Source organism: Microcoleus sp. B7-D4, from assembly GCF_036705125.1.
Taxonomy (GTDB): domain Bacteria; phylum Cyanobacteriota; class Cyanobacteriia; order Cyanobacteriales; family Microcoleaceae; genus Microcoleus.
On sequence record NZ_JAUBTT010000012.1, the window covers coordinates 54143 to 71271 of the forward strand.

Annotated in this window: 19 protein-coding genes and 1 pseudogene; 14 read left to right on the forward strand and 6 right to left on the reverse strand. The window is 44.3% G+C overall.

Annotated elements, in window-relative coordinates:
* Positions 1-32: 32 nt before the first annotated feature.
* From QUB12_RS07095 to QUB12_RS07105, 3 genes are read left to right on the forward strand one after another with little or no spacing between them, the layout of a single operon-like run.
* Positions 33-377 (forward strand): type II toxin-antitoxin system RelE/ParE family toxin, encoded by a 345-nt coding sequence (locus QUB12_RS07095; protein WP_333306151.1) that lies wholly within the window; start codon positions 33-35, stop codon positions 375-377.
* A complete protein-coding gene (locus QUB12_RS07100; protein WP_333140888.1) occupies positions 349-735 on the forward strand; it encodes a transcriptional regulator in 387 nt (128 codons plus the stop codon). Before QUB12_RS07095 ends, QUB12_RS07100 begins: the two co-directional genes overlap by 29 nt.
* 58 nt (positions 736-793) lie before the next feature.
* Positions 794-2983 (forward strand): pentapeptide repeat-containing protein, encoded by a 2190-nt coding sequence (locus QUB12_RS07105; protein WP_333140886.1) that lies wholly within the window; start codon positions 794-796, stop codon positions 2981-2983.
* 33 nt (positions 2984-3016) lie between these two features.
* Here QUB12_RS07105 and QUB12_RS07110 read toward each other — a convergent pair whose 3' ends face one another.
* Entirely contained in the window at positions 3017-3457 is a 441-nt protein-coding gene (locus QUB12_RS07110; protein ID WP_333140884.1) for a hypothetical protein, read from the reverse strand.
* Positions 3458-3705: 248 nt separating this feature from the next.
* Here QUB12_RS07110 and QUB12_RS07115 point away from each other — a divergent pair, with 248 nt between their 5' ends.
* Positions 3706-3918, forward strand: a complete 213-nt coding sequence (locus QUB12_RS07115) for a helix-turn-helix transcriptional regulator (protein WP_333140882.1) — start codon at positions 3706-3708, stop codon at positions 3916-3918.
* Between the two features lie 69 nt (positions 3919-3987).
* Positions 3988-4125 (forward strand): hypothetical protein, encoded by a 138-nt coding sequence (locus QUB12_RS07120; RefSeq protein ID WP_445252045.1) that lies wholly within the window; start codon positions 3988-3990, stop codon positions 4123-4125.
* On the opposite strand, the gene QUB12_RS07125 is transcribed toward QUB12_RS07120, so the two are convergent.
* Entirely contained in the window at positions 4117-5361 is a 1245-nt protein-coding gene (locus QUB12_RS07125) for an RNA-guided endonuclease InsQ/TnpB family protein (protein WP_445252046.1), read from the reverse strand. The genes QUB12_RS07120 and QUB12_RS07125 overlap by 9 nt on opposite strands.
* A pseudogene (locus QUB12_RS07130) lies at positions 5255-5874 on the reverse strand (IS607 family transposase). Before QUB12_RS07130 ends, QUB12_RS07125 begins: the two are co-directional and overlap by 107 nt.
* Before the next feature lie 399 nt (positions 5875-6273).
* Between QUB12_RS07130 and QUB12_RS07135 the strand changes: the two are divergent.
* The 4 genes from QUB12_RS07135 to QUB12_RS07150 all read left to right on the forward strand — a co-directional run bounded on the left by QUB12_RS07135 (position 6274) and on the right by QUB12_RS07150 (position 9839).
* Positions 6274-7101 (forward strand): M15 family metallopeptidase, encoded by an 828-nt coding sequence (locus QUB12_RS07135; protein WP_333140878.1) that lies wholly within the window; start codon positions 6274-6276, stop codon positions 7099-7101.
* Between the two features lie 183 nt (positions 7102-7284).
* The gene (gene coaD, locus QUB12_RS07140) at positions 7285-7863 is read left to right on the forward strand and encodes a pantetheine-phosphate adenylyltransferase (RefSeq protein WP_333140875.1); all 579 of its coding nucleotides are present in this window, start codon (positions 7285-7287) and stop codon (positions 7861-7863) included.
* Entirely contained in the window at positions 7746-8432 is a 687-nt protein-coding gene (locus QUB12_RS07145) for a DivIVA domain-containing protein (RefSeq protein ID WP_333140873.1), read from the forward strand. Before coaD ends, QUB12_RS07145 begins: the two co-directional genes overlap by 118 nt.
* A 354-nt stretch (positions 8433-8786) precedes the next feature.
* On the forward strand, positions 8787-9839 hold the full coding sequence (locus QUB12_RS07150) for an acyltransferase (RefSeq protein WP_333306153.1): 1053 nt from the start codon (positions 8787-8789) through the stop codon (positions 9837-9839).
* A gap of 14 nt (positions 9840-9853) precedes the next feature.
* Here QUB12_RS07150 and QUB12_RS07155 read toward each other — a convergent pair whose 3' ends face one another.
* A complete protein-coding gene (locus tag QUB12_RS07155; protein ID WP_333306155.1) occupies positions 9854-10585 on the reverse strand; it encodes a TIGR04283 family arsenosugar biosynthesis glycosyltransferase in 732 nt (243 codons plus the stop codon).
* A gap of 225 nt (positions 10586-10810) precedes the next feature.
* Here QUB12_RS07155 and ubiG point away from each other — a divergent pair, with 225 nt between their 5' ends.
* From ubiG to QUB12_RS07180, 5 genes are all read left to right on the forward strand, one after another.
* Complete coding sequence (ubiG, locus tag QUB12_RS07160; RefSeq protein ID WP_333140867.1) at positions 10811-11656, forward strand: bifunctional 2-polyprenyl-6-hydroxyphenol methylase/3-demethylubiquinol 3-O-methyltransferase UbiG; 846 nt, start codon at positions 10811-10813, stop codon at positions 11654-11656.
* A gap of 486 nt (positions 11657-12142) precedes the next feature.
* Complete coding sequence (locus QUB12_RS07165; RefSeq protein ID WP_333140865.1) at positions 12143-12469, forward strand: cupin domain-containing protein; 327 nt, start codon at positions 12143-12145, stop codon at positions 12467-12469.
* Positions 12470-12631: 162 nt separating this feature from the next.
* Positions 12632-13150 carry a flavodoxin FldA gene (fldA, locus tag QUB12_RS07170; RefSeq protein ID WP_333140863.1) on the forward strand — a complete coding sequence of 173 codons (519 nt, stop codon included), beginning with the start codon at positions 12632-12634 and terminating at the stop codon, positions 13148-13150.
* Positions 13151-13320: 170 nt separating this feature from the next.
* Positions 13321-14058 (forward strand): alpha/beta hydrolase, encoded by a 738-nt coding sequence (locus QUB12_RS07175; protein WP_333140861.1) that lies wholly within the window; start codon positions 13321-13323, stop codon positions 14056-14058.
* Between the two features lie 545 nt (positions 14059-14603).
* On the forward strand, positions 14604-15512 hold the full coding sequence (locus QUB12_RS07180) for an alpha/beta hydrolase (protein WP_333306157.1): 909 nt from the start codon (positions 14604-14606) through the stop codon (positions 15510-15512).
* An 80-nt stretch (positions 15513-15592) separates the two neighbouring features.
* On the opposite strand, the gene QUB12_RS07185 is transcribed toward QUB12_RS07180, so the two are convergent.
* Together QUB12_RS07185 and QUB12_RS07190 are read right to left on the reverse strand one after the other, a co-directional pair.
* The gene (locus tag QUB12_RS07185) at positions 15593-16036 is read right to left on the reverse strand and encodes a DUF4079 domain-containing protein (RefSeq protein WP_333140855.1); all 444 of its coding nucleotides are present in this window, start codon (positions 16034-16036) and stop codon (positions 15593-15595) included.
* 194 nt (positions 16037-16230) lie between these two features.
* Positions 16231-17025: a WecB/TagA/CpsF family glycosyltransferase gene (locus tag QUB12_RS07190; protein ID WP_333140852.1), complete on the reverse strand. Its 795-nt coding sequence runs from the start codon at positions 17023-17025 to the stop codon at positions 16231-16233.
* Positions 17026-17129: the final 104 nt, after the last annotated feature.

Sequence of the window (17129 nt, forward strand, 5' to 3'; positions counted from 1 at the left end):
ATTAAGATGAGGGTGCAAGTACGATCGACTTTATGGAAGTACAACCCAGAGATATTCAGCGTTATATCAGACAAAATGGCACAGTTCCCTTTGCAGAATGGTTTACAGCCCTGCGGGATGTTAACGCTAAAATTAGGATTGATAAAAGGCTTCAGCGGGTTAGCGGTGGCAACTTAGGAGACTATCGCTCAGTTGGCGCAGGAGTCTGGGAATTAAGGATTGACTATGGCCCGGGCTACCGAATCTACTTTGGACAAGCGGGAGCTACGATTGTGCTTATCCTGTGCGGTGGAGATAAAAGCACTCAAGACCAAGACATTGTTAAAGCTCAGGAATACTGGAGAGATTATGAAAGACGCCAAAGTGCCGACGAGTGATAGTTATCATTCTTTTAAAATTTCCAATTTCAAAGACCCAAATTATGCTGCTGCTTACCTCTCACTGATCTTTGAAGAAGAGGAAGAAGGCGATTTAGAGATGGGAATAATGCGAAAATCGCTTCGAGATGTATTTGAGGCTCTGGGCGAACCAATTATGTCTGATGAGGAGGCCTCATTGCATCTGGAAAAATTAGATGTTTTGTTGTCGCAGAATGGAAGCGCCACAATTTATGCTTTGGCTAATTGGCTGAAGGCTTTGGGATTGAAGTTAACGGTTGTGGTTGATGAAGGGGATAAAGGGGAAGAGGAAGATTCTGTTGGTACTGCTGAATTGGCGGAAGTTGGTAATGTTTGATGACTCGCCCATTTCCCAAACATGGCTTTTTAAGTTTTTTTGATTTTAGGGTAGCACTATGTCAGAAACCGAACTAGATTTAGTATCAATAGCCACGAGAGTATTGCAGATTGAAGAAGAGCAAGTTATTCTGAAAAAATATTTAGCCAAACTTAAGAGGCAGTTAGAGGCACAGGAACAGCGATTTAACGATCGCCCTGAACCGCAAATGCTAGAAAGTTTGACGGCTGAAATTGCGTCCCTGCAACAGCCGTGTGATTTGGGAAATGGCGATATGTCTGTCATTGCCGATCGACCGATCGAGCTTGACACCGAGACAGAAAAGCAAAAGTCAGACTTTCAGTATCAGTTAGTATGCGATCGTCCCAACAGTCGCGCTGTTTTGATGGAAGCTTTATCACTAGCTCAAGAGCGGCTGATTATTGTTTGCCCTTGGCTTAATTGTAACAGCATTAATGATGAATTGCTGCAAAAATTTAGAGCGTGTTTGAACCGAGGATGTTTGATAAATATTGGTTGGGGTTATCTGGGAGACAGGCAAAAAATCGGCAAGGGATGGCGCTACAATGCTTTGGCAGATTTGCAAGAATTAGCCAGCGAATATCCAGATAAATTTTGTCTCTCTTTATTGGGAACTCACGAAAACTTTTTAGTCTGTGATTCTAGTTTTGCCATGTTGGGTAGTCATAACTTGCTGACTAACAACGACCAAAGTGCAGAAAAAGAAGTGGGAATTCGCACGACTGACTGCCAAATTGTCAAGCAATTAATTGAGCGATTTGAAAGCAGCGAGGTATTAAATGAGGAGGAGATAGAAAGGCGGTTTGTAGCGAGTTCGGATTACCTGGATCGAGCCGATTATTTGGAAGGATTAGCGGTGGATGCTGAAGATATTGCTTTAGAGGATAGCTGTGAGGATGTGGAGGATGAGTCTGAGGAATGTCGAGAACCTGTTGTTGCCGTTGAGGAGTTTTGGGAGCGTTGCACTCAGGGAGAAAGAGATTTTACAGGGATTAATTTAGCTGGTGCTGATTTGAGCGGAAAGCGTCTAAATTCTGGTGTTAATTTGAGTAAGGCTAATCTGAATAAAGCTAATTTGATTGGTACAACTTGGCAGGCAGTAAATCTTAGTGGGGCAATTTTGAAGGGAGCAGATATGAGGGATGCACGTTTTGATGGCACAAATTTTAGTCAGGCTAATTTATCAATGACTAATCTCTCGAATACAAATTTATCCAGCACCAATCTGCATCAGGCAAACTTAGTCAACGCCAACCTTTCTCAGGCTAATTTATCTAGTGCCAATCTGCATCAAGCCAACTTGGTAAATGCCAACTTGTCTCAGGCTAATTTATCCAGTGCCAATCTGCATCAGGCAAATTTAATCAATGCCAACCTCGCTCAGGCTAATTTACAATCAGCTAAACTAGAAAATGCAAAATTGAGCAAGGCGAGTTTAAGAGGAGCAAAACTAGAAAATGCAAATTTTAGTGAAGCCGATTTGAACGGTGCAAACCTCAGCGGATCTCACGTTAGCCAACATCACACACGACCCAAATTCACAACTGCAAACCTGGCTGAAGCTAACTTGAGCGGGCTATACTTGAGGAAAGTAGACCTAAAAAATGCTGATTTGACAAATGCAAATCTGAGTAATTCTAACCTTTTAGAAGCCAACCTCGATCGAGCAAATCTCAAAGGAGTTCAGCTTCAAGGAGCGATTTACAATGAAGCAACTTTATTTCCTACTGATTTCGATCCCGTGAAAGCGGGCGCTTACTTAATTGCTCCTTATGTATCGCTGCCAAATGTCGATCTAACTGGTAGGGACTTGAGCAGTGTTAACTTGATGGGAGCCAATTTACAAGGTGCTAATTTGATTTCTGCACAATTGAATAGTTCTAATTTGAGAGATGCGAATTTGAGTGGGGCCAAACTTCAGGGAGCAAACCTAGAGGGCACAAATTTGAGCCGATCTAATTTAAGACAAGTTAACTTGAACGATGCAAGATTGTCTCAGGCTGATTTAACCACAGCAGACTTAACTGAAGCTGACTTGCGGCAAGCTGATTTATACGGTGCAAAGCTGGGTGGTGCTGATCTAATTTCAGCAGACATCCGTGCAGCAAGATTAGACTATGCAGACTTATCTGGCGCTAACTTAACGGGTGCAAAAATAGGAGGAGCAAACTTGGGAAATGTTAAACTCACTGGTGCAATTATGCCAGATGGAGCTACTCACGAATAAAATTAGTTAAGGGGTTTGCTAAACAAACTCTACTCAACAAGCGTGAATACACTCTTTCACCACACAATAAATATTCCGCAGCCCCTCTACCTGCAATTCTGACAACCCGTGCTTAATCTTACCTACCAACTTACCCCAGTTGTAGAGTTCTTCCACACCGCGAGACTGCCGAAATTTCCCCTCATAAAAATCTACCCAAAATATCGGTGCTTGATGTTGGCTGCTTCTCCAGCGTTTCCGCCACCGAATGCAATCTTGCAGCGTCGGCGGTTCGACTCCTAAAATTGGCGGCATATCTCCGTAGCTGACAAACCGACTAATCCCAACTCCGACAACGTGGATGACGTAAGCCCAGCAGCGAATGTCCCGAATCTGTTCTGGCTTGACTTTCAAGACTTTGGCAACTGCTTCTTTGGTTACAAAGCGAGAGAGTGGATTTATTTGCTTGGCTTCTGAGTTTTGTTTTGGTATCATGGTTGGTGACTCCGACTTTTTTGGGGTGACTCCGACTTTTGTGGGTGAATGCGACTTGATTTTGGGTGAATCCTACTTTTTGTTGGTGAATCCTACTTTTTGTTGGTGAATCCTACTTTTTGTTGGTGAATGCCAAATTGTCGGTCATTTGAATAAATAGCTGTTCGCTCTTCAGTTTTCGACGCCGGGGGGCGATCGCTATTTATGATGTAAATATTTTAAGGCCAATACTGGCCTATTGTCAAGAAATGGGATTGGTTAAGTTGCGGATTCGAGAGCTGGCTGCCGAGAAGGGTTGGACTTTGACAGAGGTTTCTGAGCGATCGGGAGTTCACTACAGCACGCTTAAGAATTATGCTCGTTCGCCCGGGTTAGCAACGGTTGACGTTACTCATTTGCAAAAATTAGCTCGAACTTTTGACCTGTTGATTGAAGATTTGTTTGAGGTTGTGGAAGATTAGGCCCCGTCCTGCGGTTGCGGTGGTCGGCGCTTTCAATCTCATATATAGGTGAGGTGAAATTTCACCCTGATGTCAAGAGGCGAATTGGTTAAATTGCGGATCAGAGAGTTTGCTGCTAGGGAAGGCTGGACGCTAAAGGAAGTAGCCGATCGCTCTGGAGTATCCTACAATACTGTTAAAAGTTATGCCCTGACGGTATTACGCTGAACATATGTGGACAAACACATCTGACGCGATAGCAATGCTTCCAACGGCTAGGTTGAGAGCAAAGGAGCCGTCCCTCAAAGCACGGAGCATAATATTCCGTGCGCCACCCCAGTCTCGGTCGTGTTCATGACCGCATCGAGGGCATTTGAATGTTTTGGAGCCGCCTAACTTGTCATGCTGAAATCCGCAATGGGTGCAAGTCTTGCTAGTATAGGATTCGTTGACATCCACAACCACAACGCCACGACGCCCGGCCAAAGACTTAAGAAATGTCTTAAATCGGTAGCTTGCCCAAGTCAACATTGCTCTAGCTGTTTTAGTATTCAGCTTGCGTTTTGACTTGATAACCATTTGAGAGGTTTCAAATTTGGGCAGAAAGATGATTTTGTAGTTTGTGGTTAAATAATTGGCAACCTGCTTGTGACATTCATCAATCAAATTGCGAATGCGATTTCTGATTCGGTGAGCAGCTTTATACATTTTCTGTTTCTGTTTGCGCCCAGCTTTGGCTGCTTTACCTATTAGTTTGTCAAGGTGAGAACACAATCGATGAATGCGTCCAATGTCTGCCTTGCCAAACTCTAAAATAGCTTCACCGTCGTAGCCAGTTAAAAACGTTCTCACGCCAGGGTCTAACGCAATTACCTTACTAGCTTTGGAAAGAACTTCCTCTACACGAACGGGAAAAACAGCAAACCAGCGCTGCCTATCTCGTATCAATTGGGTTGCGTGTTCGCAAACAACAGGAAGAGTTTCGCTAGCTTTGACTTCTAACTTCTTTGTCAAACCTGGATACCACGTACCAGATTTGTAGTTACAGGCATGAAACTTAATGGTTTGCACGGGTTGCCGACAGCTTCTGTAATGAGCCTCTCCTTGCTGCTTTTTAGCCTGTTTCCAAGCGTCATGAGCATCAAAAATAGCGTTTTCTCTTGGATGATTAGGAGTGGCTTTTATCCAATCAGGTAAGTTGGAATTCATTACGCTATCTCGCAACGAATAGGCGCTTAGGCTGGGGTTGTTTTTAAGTATAGATATTGCTTTGTTGTAGCAATATCTGGCAGCAGCCAACCATTGTTTCCAGGTTTTATGCAACTCAGCTTCGGGATACACCCGAATTTTAAGCGTCTTATTTGGAGCTAGCTTTTTGGTCTTGTGTCTCGGTGCCTTCTTGTACGAGTTCTTTGATTTGCTTGGCGTGTTTTCTAAGGGAATAGAGTCTACTGGAGAAACTATGCAAGATGGCGATGATATCGGCAACAAGCTCTTGGTCGTCCTCTCGACTATCTTGGTTGAGAACCACGATTTTGCTGTCATGGATTTCACACAACCATTCAATGAGGTCGAACCCGAACCGAGCAAGTCTGTCTTTGTGGGCAACCACAATAACTTTGACATCTCCTTTGAGAACTCGTCCCAGAAGGGAGAGCAGTCCTTTCCGCCTAAGATTGAGTCCTCCTGCCACTTCCTTAATAACTTCTGCGCTTGGGTAGAGCGTTGATAGTCGCTCAACTTGTCGATGGAGGTCGCCAAGTTGAGGTCGGGTAGAGACGCGAGCATAGATAACAGTGGCACGTCTTCTTCCGTCTTCTGATTCTTCTTTAATGAACTTTTCGATGTCATATCGCCGTTGTCCTGATGGCGTTTTGACCCTGTTGATTTTACATAAGAGCTTCCCATCGCCTGATGGTTCGGAGGCAAACCCAAGCGAGTGTTAGCTGCTTCATTAGGTTTGACAAATTTTGGCATAAGCTGATTATTTCAGCTTATGTGCTTATTGTCCATTATTGTCCAGTAAATTAACGACTAGAGGAGTACCGATCGCCCGGTATGGCAATGGCTGACATCGGTGCTCTGCTAAAATTGGCGCGGACGTTTGATGTGTCGATCGAAGAATTGTTGGATTTTGTCGAACAACAGTAACAAATTACACTTAAAATAAACCAGCGCTACCAGCGCCAACCAGTTCGACCTCGCAGGGACGATCGACTGTGGGCCCAAGTAACAAATGCGAGAGTTGGCGGATGGGACGGGGCGAGGTCAGAAAGAGATGATATACTCTCAGCGGCAATTGTAGCTGTCCGATCGCCCATATCGGTCTACAATTTGTAACGTTGAGCCTTATTGAAGTGCAGGAGTGGAGCTGGCTTGGATAACGCTAGTCTGTCAAGAAAACCCGCGCAAGCCTCGGAGCTTGTCGCCGACGAAATTCCAGAAGCAGTGCGAGATCACCCATACCCAGAAGCAGGGCAGAGTCAGTCTAAGAAAAAAGGGCTGATTTGGAAACTGCTAGGGTTGGCCGCATTAGCCTTTGGGGTCAGCATCTGGCTGCACCTCAACTTTAACTTGTTCCCAGCCACCAGTCAGGCAGAGCAAACTCAACAAGACTCAGCGCCGACAAGTTCCGCGTCTCCGTCTGTCGCGAGTCCAGCTACCACTCCAAAAGTCCCCGCAATCCCAGAAAACCTGCTGGGACACTTGCCGTACCCAGAAGCACCAGCCAAAGACTTGGTAAGCGTCACCTCCGACGGTAGCGTCAAACTCCGCACCTCAGCAGCAGCAAAATATCAGGAAATGGCCAACGCCGCAGCGGCATCAGGCATCTATTTCGCTCCCATATCCGGCTTTCGCTCCCTGCAAGACCAACAGCACGTATTTTTTGACGTGAAAGCCGAACGCAGGCAAAACGCCAGCAAGCGAGCCGAAGTCAGCGCTCCTCCAGGTTACAGCGAACACCACACCGGTTATGCGATCGACATCGGCGACGGCAGCGCCCCGGAACACAACCTCAGCCCCAGTTTTGAAAATACCGAAGCATTCAAGTGGTTAGAAGCCAACGCCGTCGCCTTCAGCTTTGAAATGTCCTTCCCCAAAAACAATCGCCAAGGCGTCAGTTACGAGCCTTGGCATTGGCGGTTTGTGGGCGACAAGCAAAGCCTCGAAACTTTCTACAAAGCTCATTCCATGAAAAAGTAGAAGTCTGTTGACAGTTGACAGTTGTCAGTTGACAGTTGACAGTTGACAGTTGACAGTTGTCGGTTGACAGTTGTCAGAAGGAAGGCACTACACGGATACAAGGATAATAGACTCTCCCACTCCCCCACACACTCTCCCCCTATCCCACATTCCCCCACTCCCCCACTTCGTTGAGCCAAACTCGTGATTGCAATCTATCCAGGCAGCTTTGACCCCATTACCTTCGGTCACGCAGACATTATCGAGCGGGGATCTAAACTTTTTGACCGGGTAATTGTTACCGTAGTCAGAAACCCCAGCAAAACCCCTCTCTTCACCGTAGAGGAACGGATCGAGCAGATCCGGCGCTCTACCCAACACTTGCCAAATGTAGAAGTAGACAGTTTTGAGGGTTTGACAGTAAACTATGCTAAGATTCGACAAGCCAAAGTGCTGCTGCGGGGGCTCCGGGTATTAACAGATTTTGAAATGGAACTCCAGATGGCCCACACCAATAAAACCCTTCTGGGTGAAATTGAAACAGTTTTTTTGGCAACTTCTAACGAGTACAGCTTTTTAAGTAGTAGTGTAGTTAAAGAAATAGCCAAGTTTGGTGGCTCCGTAGATCATCTTGTTCCGAAACACGTCGCCCTAGATATTTACAAATGTTACGCCAGCAGGAACCAACTCGCATCGAACCCGACATTACCGGCCTCGGCACTGAGAACGAATCACCTCAGAACACAGCCGTCTTCGGAGATCCCACCCGAACCGCAGGAGTAGACATCCAGCGGGAATTGAACAGGCTTGAGGAAATTGTTCTCGACAGCCCGCGAATTCCTATGACCAGACGCACTCTGGTGGATGAAGAACAGTTGCTCGATCAGTTAGACTTGGTGAGGCTAAATTTGCCGATCGCCTTTCAGGAAGCCGAGACGATCATCCGGCACAAGGACGACTTGCTTCAAGAGGCGGAACTTTACGCTCAGGAAGTGATTGAAGCAGCAGAACAGAGAGCAGCAGAAATTTTAAACGATATGGGCCTGCTCCAGCAGGCGAAGATAGAGGCAGATCAGTTGCGGCAGCAAGTTTTGCTCGACTGCGAGGCAATTCAGCAGGCCACGCTGGCGGAAGTCGAACAAATTCGCTACCAGGCTCAAGAGGAATTGGAAGAGATGAGAGTCAGGGCGATGGCTGAATGCGAGGAAATTCAAAACGGAGCCGATGATTATGCCGACCAAGTGCTCGATAATATCGAGCACAAGTTAAGCGATATGCTGCGCGTGATCCGCAACGGGCGCGAGCAGTTGGATAGTGTTTCTGCGTCGCACATCCATCACAACAACGGTTAGCCAATAGTGAACTCATTGCTTGAACATTTCTAAAAGTCTACCTAATTTAGGTAGATTTTTTTTCGCAATAGTCTCTATAGTCTTTCTTCCTCAATCCCCGCACTCGGTGACTTATTTTGGCAGACATAAGTTTTGTGAAGATTGGAGCAAGTATAAAATTTTATGCTATTGTAATCCTCATACCAAATCCGGCTTAAAAACCCTCTTTATCTCTTAGTCCCCCTTTGCTCGGACTTCGTTTGACTCTATGCAGCGGTTTCAACCGCCGAATGATAAAAGGGGTAGCAAACCGGGATTGGGTATCAGACAAAAAATTCCTAACTTGATTCTAATTTTTACAATCTAATTTTTACCATGCAAAAAGTTTCTAATCGGTTCGCTGAATTTGATTTGATCCGAGCTTTAGCGATCGTCAGTGTTGTGATTACTCATGCTGGGTTCTTCGCATTTCGCGATCGCAGAATTTTATTTGTGGCGATCGATACATTGCAACTATTTTGCGTACCTGCATTTTTACTGTTGAGCGGTTTTTTTCTCACCAACAAACTGGAAAATCAAAATAATCCCGCACTGGTAGTCAAAAAAAGACTGTCCAAAATTATACCCCCTTATCTGTTTTGGTCAGTAGCTTTGTACATCTTAAATAATTTGGGAGCACTCCAAAAATTTGATTTACTTTCATTACTCCGAGATATCTTGACGGGTTCAGTGCTGCCTCCCTATTACTTCATCGTTGTGATTGTTCAATGCTACGGCTGGTGGTGGCTTCTCGTGAAATTAAGATTTTTACAACCCCGAAAAGTTTTGGCTTTGGGCTTAACAATTCAAGCAATTTTTACAATCTTCTTCTACTTAACCGCTTTCCAATACATATCAATACCTCTACCTTTGATGGAGCGCTGGATTTTCAGTTGGATTTTGCCATTTTCAACTGGTCTATTTTTGGGCGGCTCGTATGACAGAATTCAACCCGTTCTCGAACGGAAAAAAATGCAAATTTTAGGGGCAACGATACTTTTTTATCTAGCGAGCATTTGGGAATATTACCTGATAAGTGGAGTGAATTCGGAGGGATGGTTTCTCCGCTCGTTTTTTAAACTATCTGCTCAAGGATACGCAATTTTGTTCGTATTATCGATCCTCGCATTTTCTAAGAGTATCGCACTTCCCAGTAGAGTATCGGGGTTAGTCAAAATATTGGCTGCTTACTCATTCCCTATATATCTCCTGGATTCGACAGTAGTGAGATATGTGGCGTTAGTGTTTTATAAGTTTATTGACCCCGTACATCCGCTGCTGAAGCTCGGCTTTTTAGTGACAGGCACTTTGTTCGGTTGTTGGGCGATTATTTACCTGTTGCAGAAAGTTTTGCCAAAAAATTACAGCCAGTACATTCTGGGAATTTAATCTGATTTTGTGTGTCAGCGGATGTCTTCATAAAACTGCTTGAGATACCTTGGGGAAACGCCAAAACCCCACAAAAAACCAATCGAAAGATAGATGGCAATAGCTTTAAATTCGCCCCAACTCGCAACTCGACGATCGCTACTTTCCACTACCCGATTGACTAACTTAAGTCTCCCCCGTCGCACTAACTTCAAACACAAATCCGCTTCCTCCATAATTGGCAGCGCAGCATCGAAACCCTCGCATTCCCAAAAATCGGTACGGCGGCAAAAAATAACTTGGTCGCCAAACAGCAGGCGCAATCCTTTGAAAAATAAATGAGGTCGAAATAACAGCGGCGCGTAATAAGTTTTCAGGTAATTGTGGAGGGAAAAACCCCATCTTGTTTGCTGCGAACCAGCCATCAGGGAGATAAACCCGCCGCCGGAAATTTCGGCATCGGACAATGTTTTCTGGATGACCGCTACAATGTCGTCGGGAACTAAAGTATCGGCGTGGAGAAAGCACAGAATTTCACCGGTGGCGACTTGAGCACCTAAGTTCATTTGCAGGGATCGTCCGGCTATACTGCTAGAAATAACGCGGATGCCGGCGGAAAGTGCGATCGCCACTGTTTCGTCTTGACTGCCGCCGTCTACCACCAACACCTCCCAAGCGGGAGGATTAAGGATGCTGAGTTGGCGGAGGGTGCGTTGCAGACAAGTCGCTTCGTTGAGGGCTGGGATGATAATAGAAACGCGATCCATCTGGTTGAAAGTTATGCCAGAGCTATTATAATAAAAAACTGTGGCGATTCACAACTAACGATAAAATAGAACTTACGCGCGCGGATTCAGAAACCCGGTGTCTGCCTGCGAACTCGTCACGAAACCTCATAATTTTAACAAAAATTAGGTTGAGGGGCGTCCTATAAAATCAAGCCAAAGTGCAATCGCCCTCTATATTTTCCCCTAAGCAGGACTGAGAAAATCGTGCATAAAACAGAAGTAAAAAATGATTTAGAATTTTATGAGGAAAATGCCGACAATTGGTGGGACGAAAATGCTAAAATTTATGCCTTATACCATCTAAACAAACCCAGATTTGAGTTTTTCGACAGACACGCGACTAATTGGCAAGGGCTGAAAACCTTAGATGTCGGGTGCGGCGGCGGCTTTTCTTGCGAGTTTATGGCCCAGAGAGGTGCTATTGTTTCTGGAATAGATCGATCGGACAAATGTATTGTAGCCGCTCAAAATCACGCAGTTACCAGCGGTTTTGAGATTGACTACAGGCAAGGTTTTGCCGAAAATATGCCCTACGACGACAATACCTTTGATGTTGTAATCTGCGTGGATGTTTTGGAACACGTGGCCGATTACAAAAAAGTTGTGTCTGAGGTTCACAGGATTCTAAAGCCTGGGGGACTGTTCTTTTTTGATACAATCAACCGAACTTTTTCTTCGCAAATTGTGATGATTGGGCTGATGGAAAATATTTTGCAGGAGATTAGGCGGGGCGTTCACGATTGGGAAAAATTTATTACCCCGGAGGAACTATCTGTGGTAATGCAGGATATTGGTTTTGGCAAGATTGAAATTAAAGGTTTTGATATGTTTGGCGAAATTGGCGCTATGTTAGCCACAATGCACGGGTTTTGGGAAGATTTTACACGCGGAAAGCAGGTGTTTCCTTCGGCGGGTATTTTCAAACAAGTATCTCAAACTCTAACCTCTAATCTAGCTAACTATATGGATTACAAAAAGTCGGGGTTGTTTAAAATCAAAATTAATGAGGATCAGTCGATTATGTATGTTGGCGTTGGGGCGAAGAATTAGTCAGTTAATTGTTAACTGTTGTCATTAGGGGCGAGTGGAAGACGGATTTTTGCGATCGACAAATCCGGCTAAAGCCCGCCTCTATTGCATTTTTTAGGGTACGCACGCAGCGGTACACCTTATCCTGTTGAGTGCAATACAGATATTCCGTAGGGACACGGCACGACGCCGTATCCTTACTCTATTGCGGGCAAGTGAGAATTGCTATATTGGCGATCGCACTACAAACGTATTTTCAAGAAGTAACTGCAAATAATTACCAACTATTTTTTACGTTAAGCCCTGGCGCTGCGCTGTCTGAACATCCAAAAACACCGCCCCGTGTGAATTTGGGGCTGCTTGTGCTGAGTGTAAACCGAGTTTGACAGCCTTGTGTAACAAATCTTAATGTTTTCCTCTTGACAATTTATCTAAATTGCATGGTAGCTTATTGAATATTAATTGCAATAAGTGCCGGAAGTTAATAGTACCTGGAGGTCAATCACCGTGACAGCAGCAATAGTTTCCGCATCCGCCGATCGAATCAGCGACGGACAACCCGCCGACAGCCAAAAACTGATGAGTTTGGGTAAAAATTCCGAAATACCTGACCTCGATAACTCCAAAGATGTAACCCTCGCCGTCTTAGAAGGAGGGGGAACTCTCACGGTGTGCGATCGAACAGTCACTTTAAAACCCGGAGTATTTGTGTTTGTACCCGCCGGCATCCCGCGCAGTCTAAAAGTACAAACGACGCTGAATCTGTTACTAATTGACTGCGAAGCAGACCCCGATATGAGCGAGTCCGCTTGGTTGATGAATTTTCAAATTTAACCCAATGAAAAAACAGTGTCCTTGCTGTCTTGACTCCCTGATTTCTCAGGTTTGCCACAATCGCGTCTACTGTTTTTGCATGAATTGCAGGCAGGAAATGCCAAATCCTGAATCAAAAAAAATAAATCTCAAACCCTGTCAAGTTTCACCTTCGGAGTAACAATGTCGAAATCAATTGGTCTTTTCTACGGAACTACAACTGGCAAAACAGAGTCTGTCGCTGAAATGATTCGGGATGAATTTGGTGGCGATATCGTGACTTTGCACGAGATAGGCAGCATTGAAAATGATGATTTTGCTGAATATGAATGTCTGATTATCGCCTGTCCAACCTGGAATATCGGCGAACTGCAAAGCGACTGGGAAGGCTTTTTCTCAGAACTTGATGATATTGATTTTAGCGGCAAAAAAGTAGCTTATTTGGGAACTGGCGACCAAGAAGGATACCCGGATAATTTTATGGATGCAATGGGGATTTTGGCTGAGAAAATCACGGAACTGGGCGGCGAAACAGTCGGTTATTGGCCGGTAGACGGCTATGATTTTAATGAATCTAAAGCAGTAGTTAATGGCAAATTTTTGGGTCTTGCGATCGATGAAGACAACCAATCCGATCTGACGGAAGCACGGGTAAAATCTTGGGTATCTCAACTCAAGACAGAATTTGGGATCGAGGATTAATGGTGGGCGGGTTTTGCAATTACTCGTTACCAGGATCGGCCTGGTAACGCAGATCGGGGGGCTCTGCCTCCAATTTTACTCCGCGAGGCAAAGCCTTTGGATATCGGTTCCCAAGAATAGCCTGGGAACCAGTTAAAATTATTAATAGCTCCATTTCCCACTTGAAAGTGATGAGATATACTTCAGATGATGTGCTGTGGCTAAGTGCCAGTCCGAGTTTGCAATTATTCGATCTTTCTCTCCTTAACTACTTAAATCAGTCAGTACCAATACAAATATGGGAATACGAACAAACGCAAGATGAAGCGTGTTCTTTAGATGTCGCCGTTGAGCTACTACATCACTATTTGAAAGCGCGGAATCGCCCAATTCATCTAATCGGTCACAGTACCAGCGGACTAATTGGTTTAATGTATGCCCGCCGCTATCCTCACAAAGTCAGCTCTTTGGGACTGTTAGCTGTCGGCTTGCCATCTGCTATTAATTGGCAAGCTCATTACTATACACATCTTTCTGCTTTTTCCTGGAGTCGCGAACAAATTTTAACTCAAATGGTTGGCGATATGCTGGGAGAACAAAATCAGTATATCAATCAAAGATTTGTATCATATTTTGAAAAAGATTTAGCACTTTCGCCTTCGCCTCACTCGTTATTTAGTACGACCAATTTATCCGATGAGGGGGTAGAAGTACCTTTGTTGTTATGCAGTAGCAAGACAGACTTTGTAGTATCCCCTATTGTCATGCGCCGCTGGCTTAAGTTTCTGAAAAAAGGATCTCGACTTTGGGAATGTAAAGAGGGTAGGCATTTTTTTCACCACTTCTATCCAGAACAATTGGGCGAAAAAATACTGGATTTTTGGCTGTCTCTACACAGCCCGCAAGCAATTTTAACTTTTAAATTTTAGGTCGCAATTGCTATTCCCTGTTCAATTGACACCGAAAATTTCTGTGGCCAAGACTAGATAAATCTCGGAAATTTCGGGCCATTTTTGCAGACCTGCTTCTACTGTTTGGCCGCAGTTCCCCCAGTTTATTCTGCCAATTTTAGTTGGTAGGGTTTTGAGGGATGGAGTTTGAGTTATCATCAGTTTATTTGTGAGATTTTAGAATAAGTGTAAAAAATATTTAACATATGTTCAGATGTGTGAGTAAATGGTATGCTAATTTTATTGGATTTGTCAATTAGTTTTTTTGAATGAAACGCAGAGGCGTTCTTGATGCAGAGGAAGGTAATAGGAGATTAAAAAGGAATTATTGGCAACGATTATAAAATATTTTAACATCCGGTTAACAAACTCAGCCTTAGCGGGGGCTGAGGGATACTGAGTATCGATCGAATTTTAATGACTCGCCCCAACTCCTCAAATAGCGATCGAGCAAGCATATATACTTAAATGTTAGGGCGGACAGAGTGGCATCGCCCCTACCGATTCACAATTTATCAAGAATTATGCCAGCAAGTTTTCTGCCAAAGTCGATCGCACAACTCACAGAATCTACCTCAATTGCCTTAGCCCAAAGCATTCAACGGGAAGCAATTGCAACTCCCCTATCTTCTGGGCCAATTGCCACAACCTACGTGCGACAAGGCAGCGGCAACACACCGATTTTGCTAATTCACGGCTTCGACAGTTCCTTGTTTGAATTCCGCCGCCTGTTGCCGCTGCTAGCTGCCGAAAATGAAACTTGGGCGGTTGATTTGTTGGGTTTTGGCTTTACAGAAAGATCGGCAGGTTTGGCATTCAGCGCGAGGGCAATTGAAAGTCACCTTTATTATTTTTGGAAAACGCTAATTTCGCAGCCTGTAATCTTAGTCGGTGCTTCAATGGGAGGTGCTGCCGCAATTGATTTCACTCTCAATTATCCCGAAGCTGTAAAACAATTAGTGTTAATAGATAGCGCAGGTTTTGCCATCAGTTCTAATAAGGGAAAGTTTTTAATTCCTCCTTTAGGATATCTGGCAACTTCATTTTTACGCAATCCCAAAATTCGCCAGCGAATTAGCGTCAATGCTTATTTCGATAAAAATTTGGCTTCTCTAGACGCTCAAACTTGTGCTGCTTTACATTTGGAAATGCCCAACTGGAATCAAGCTTTAATTGCGTTTACCAAAAGCGGCGGTTACGGTGGTTTTGGGGAAAAATTATCGCAAATTCAGCAGCAGACGCTGATTTTGTGGGGAAAACAAGACCGGATTTTGGGGACGGCGGATGCGGAAAAGTTTGCAAGGGCGATCGCAAATTCTCAACTAATTTGGATACCCGACTGCGGGCACGTTCCCCACTTAGAAAAGCCACAGACTACCGCGCAGCATATTTTAGAATTCATCACAAAAAGCGGACTCACGCAAAAAAATTAAACCTAGGGTGCGCTGCGGCGCACCTTACATATATGTTTTCCCTTGCACATTGGTATACTTTGAGTTCAAATAGACCGGTTTCAAACTTTCGGCAAATACTTTTGTACTATCGTCCATCCTGTAAGCAACACAGTCACAAATCCCCCAAACAAGGCCACATTAGTGCCGATGTGGAGGGGACGCGCCCAAGGATGTTTAGGGCCAATTTGCAGCCCGCTTCCAACAGAAACCAACACCAAAGCCACAACAGCTAACCCCGCCGGTAAATGAGCCGAGTGACCCAAATTGCCGTAGTATCCTAGCGTACCGACTACACCAATTCCCAGCAGTAAAATTACCAAAGTCGCCATCCCCGCACCAGTGGCTAAATGAAAGGGACGCAGCCATTTTGGGCGCGGTTGTTTGGTACTCCTAGCGGCAAACATCCACGTTCCAGTAACGGCCAGCAACAGGTAAGCCAACAGGGAAACACCCATTGACCAAGCCGCTATTTTCCACAACCACAAGAAAGAAGGCAGATTCATCGGTTGCATCCCTAATTAGGATTTTCCACAAAAGGTTTCTTTCCGATTTTACCTGCACTTGAAAGCAAAAATGAATTATTTTGAGAGAAAGTGCGATCGGACTATCCACAGATTGCATCAGTCTTACCTTGAAGTCAAACCCACTTTCTCCGATACTCAGCTTAATTTACGCTAGAGATTTGTGGCTCACCTTTTTAGGAGCCACCTTTCCATTCTAGCTGGCTGGTTTTGCTCTCCATGAAAGGCATTTTATAAAACCCTAATTTTTGTTCTAAGATTAATCGGAAAAAAGGCAGACCTTCAATCAAATATCTTTTCCACAACCTTCTCGGTTCACTTAACAGTCGGTACGCCCATTCTATGCCGACTTCGCTCATCCATTTGGGAGCTCTGGCTTTGGAACCAGCTTCAAAATCAATGGTTGCACCTATCCCTAAGAAAATTTTGACGTGTGTAAATTTGCTCCTGTATTTAACCAGCCACTTCTCTTGCTTGGGGGACCCCACCCCTATTGCCAGAACTGTCGCTCCTGATTTATTGATCGCGTCAATTATTGTTTCACATTCTTCCTCATTTTTTTCAAAGCCAAAAGAAGGAGAAAGTGCTTCAACCACTATTTCTCTACCAATTTTTTGGTTAATTTTTTCCTGGGCTTTCCTAGCAATACCTTCAGCAGCTCCTAGCAAAAATATTTTAATCTTCTCGTTATCTTTGTGATACATATAAAATGCAGGAAACAAATCCGAACCTGAAATTTTTTCTTTGAGAGGAGTACCCAAAAACTTCGAGGCATACATCAATATTTGACTGTCGCAGACTCTATAACTAGATTTATTGTAAGCTTCATAGAAGTCGCGGTCATACTGCAACTTAATCAAGTGGTCTACATTTGGCGTAAATACAACACCGCCTTCGCAGTCGAGTTTTTCAAACAACTCTGTTATTGAGAAGTTATCTATCGAGACATTCAATAAATTAACTGTTTTCATTTATGATGCCCTTGCCGCTTTAGATTAATAAACTACAACTCAAACTATTATAACCCACAATACAGTTTCGGGTTTTAACTACTTGGGGGCTTCAGTGAACATAC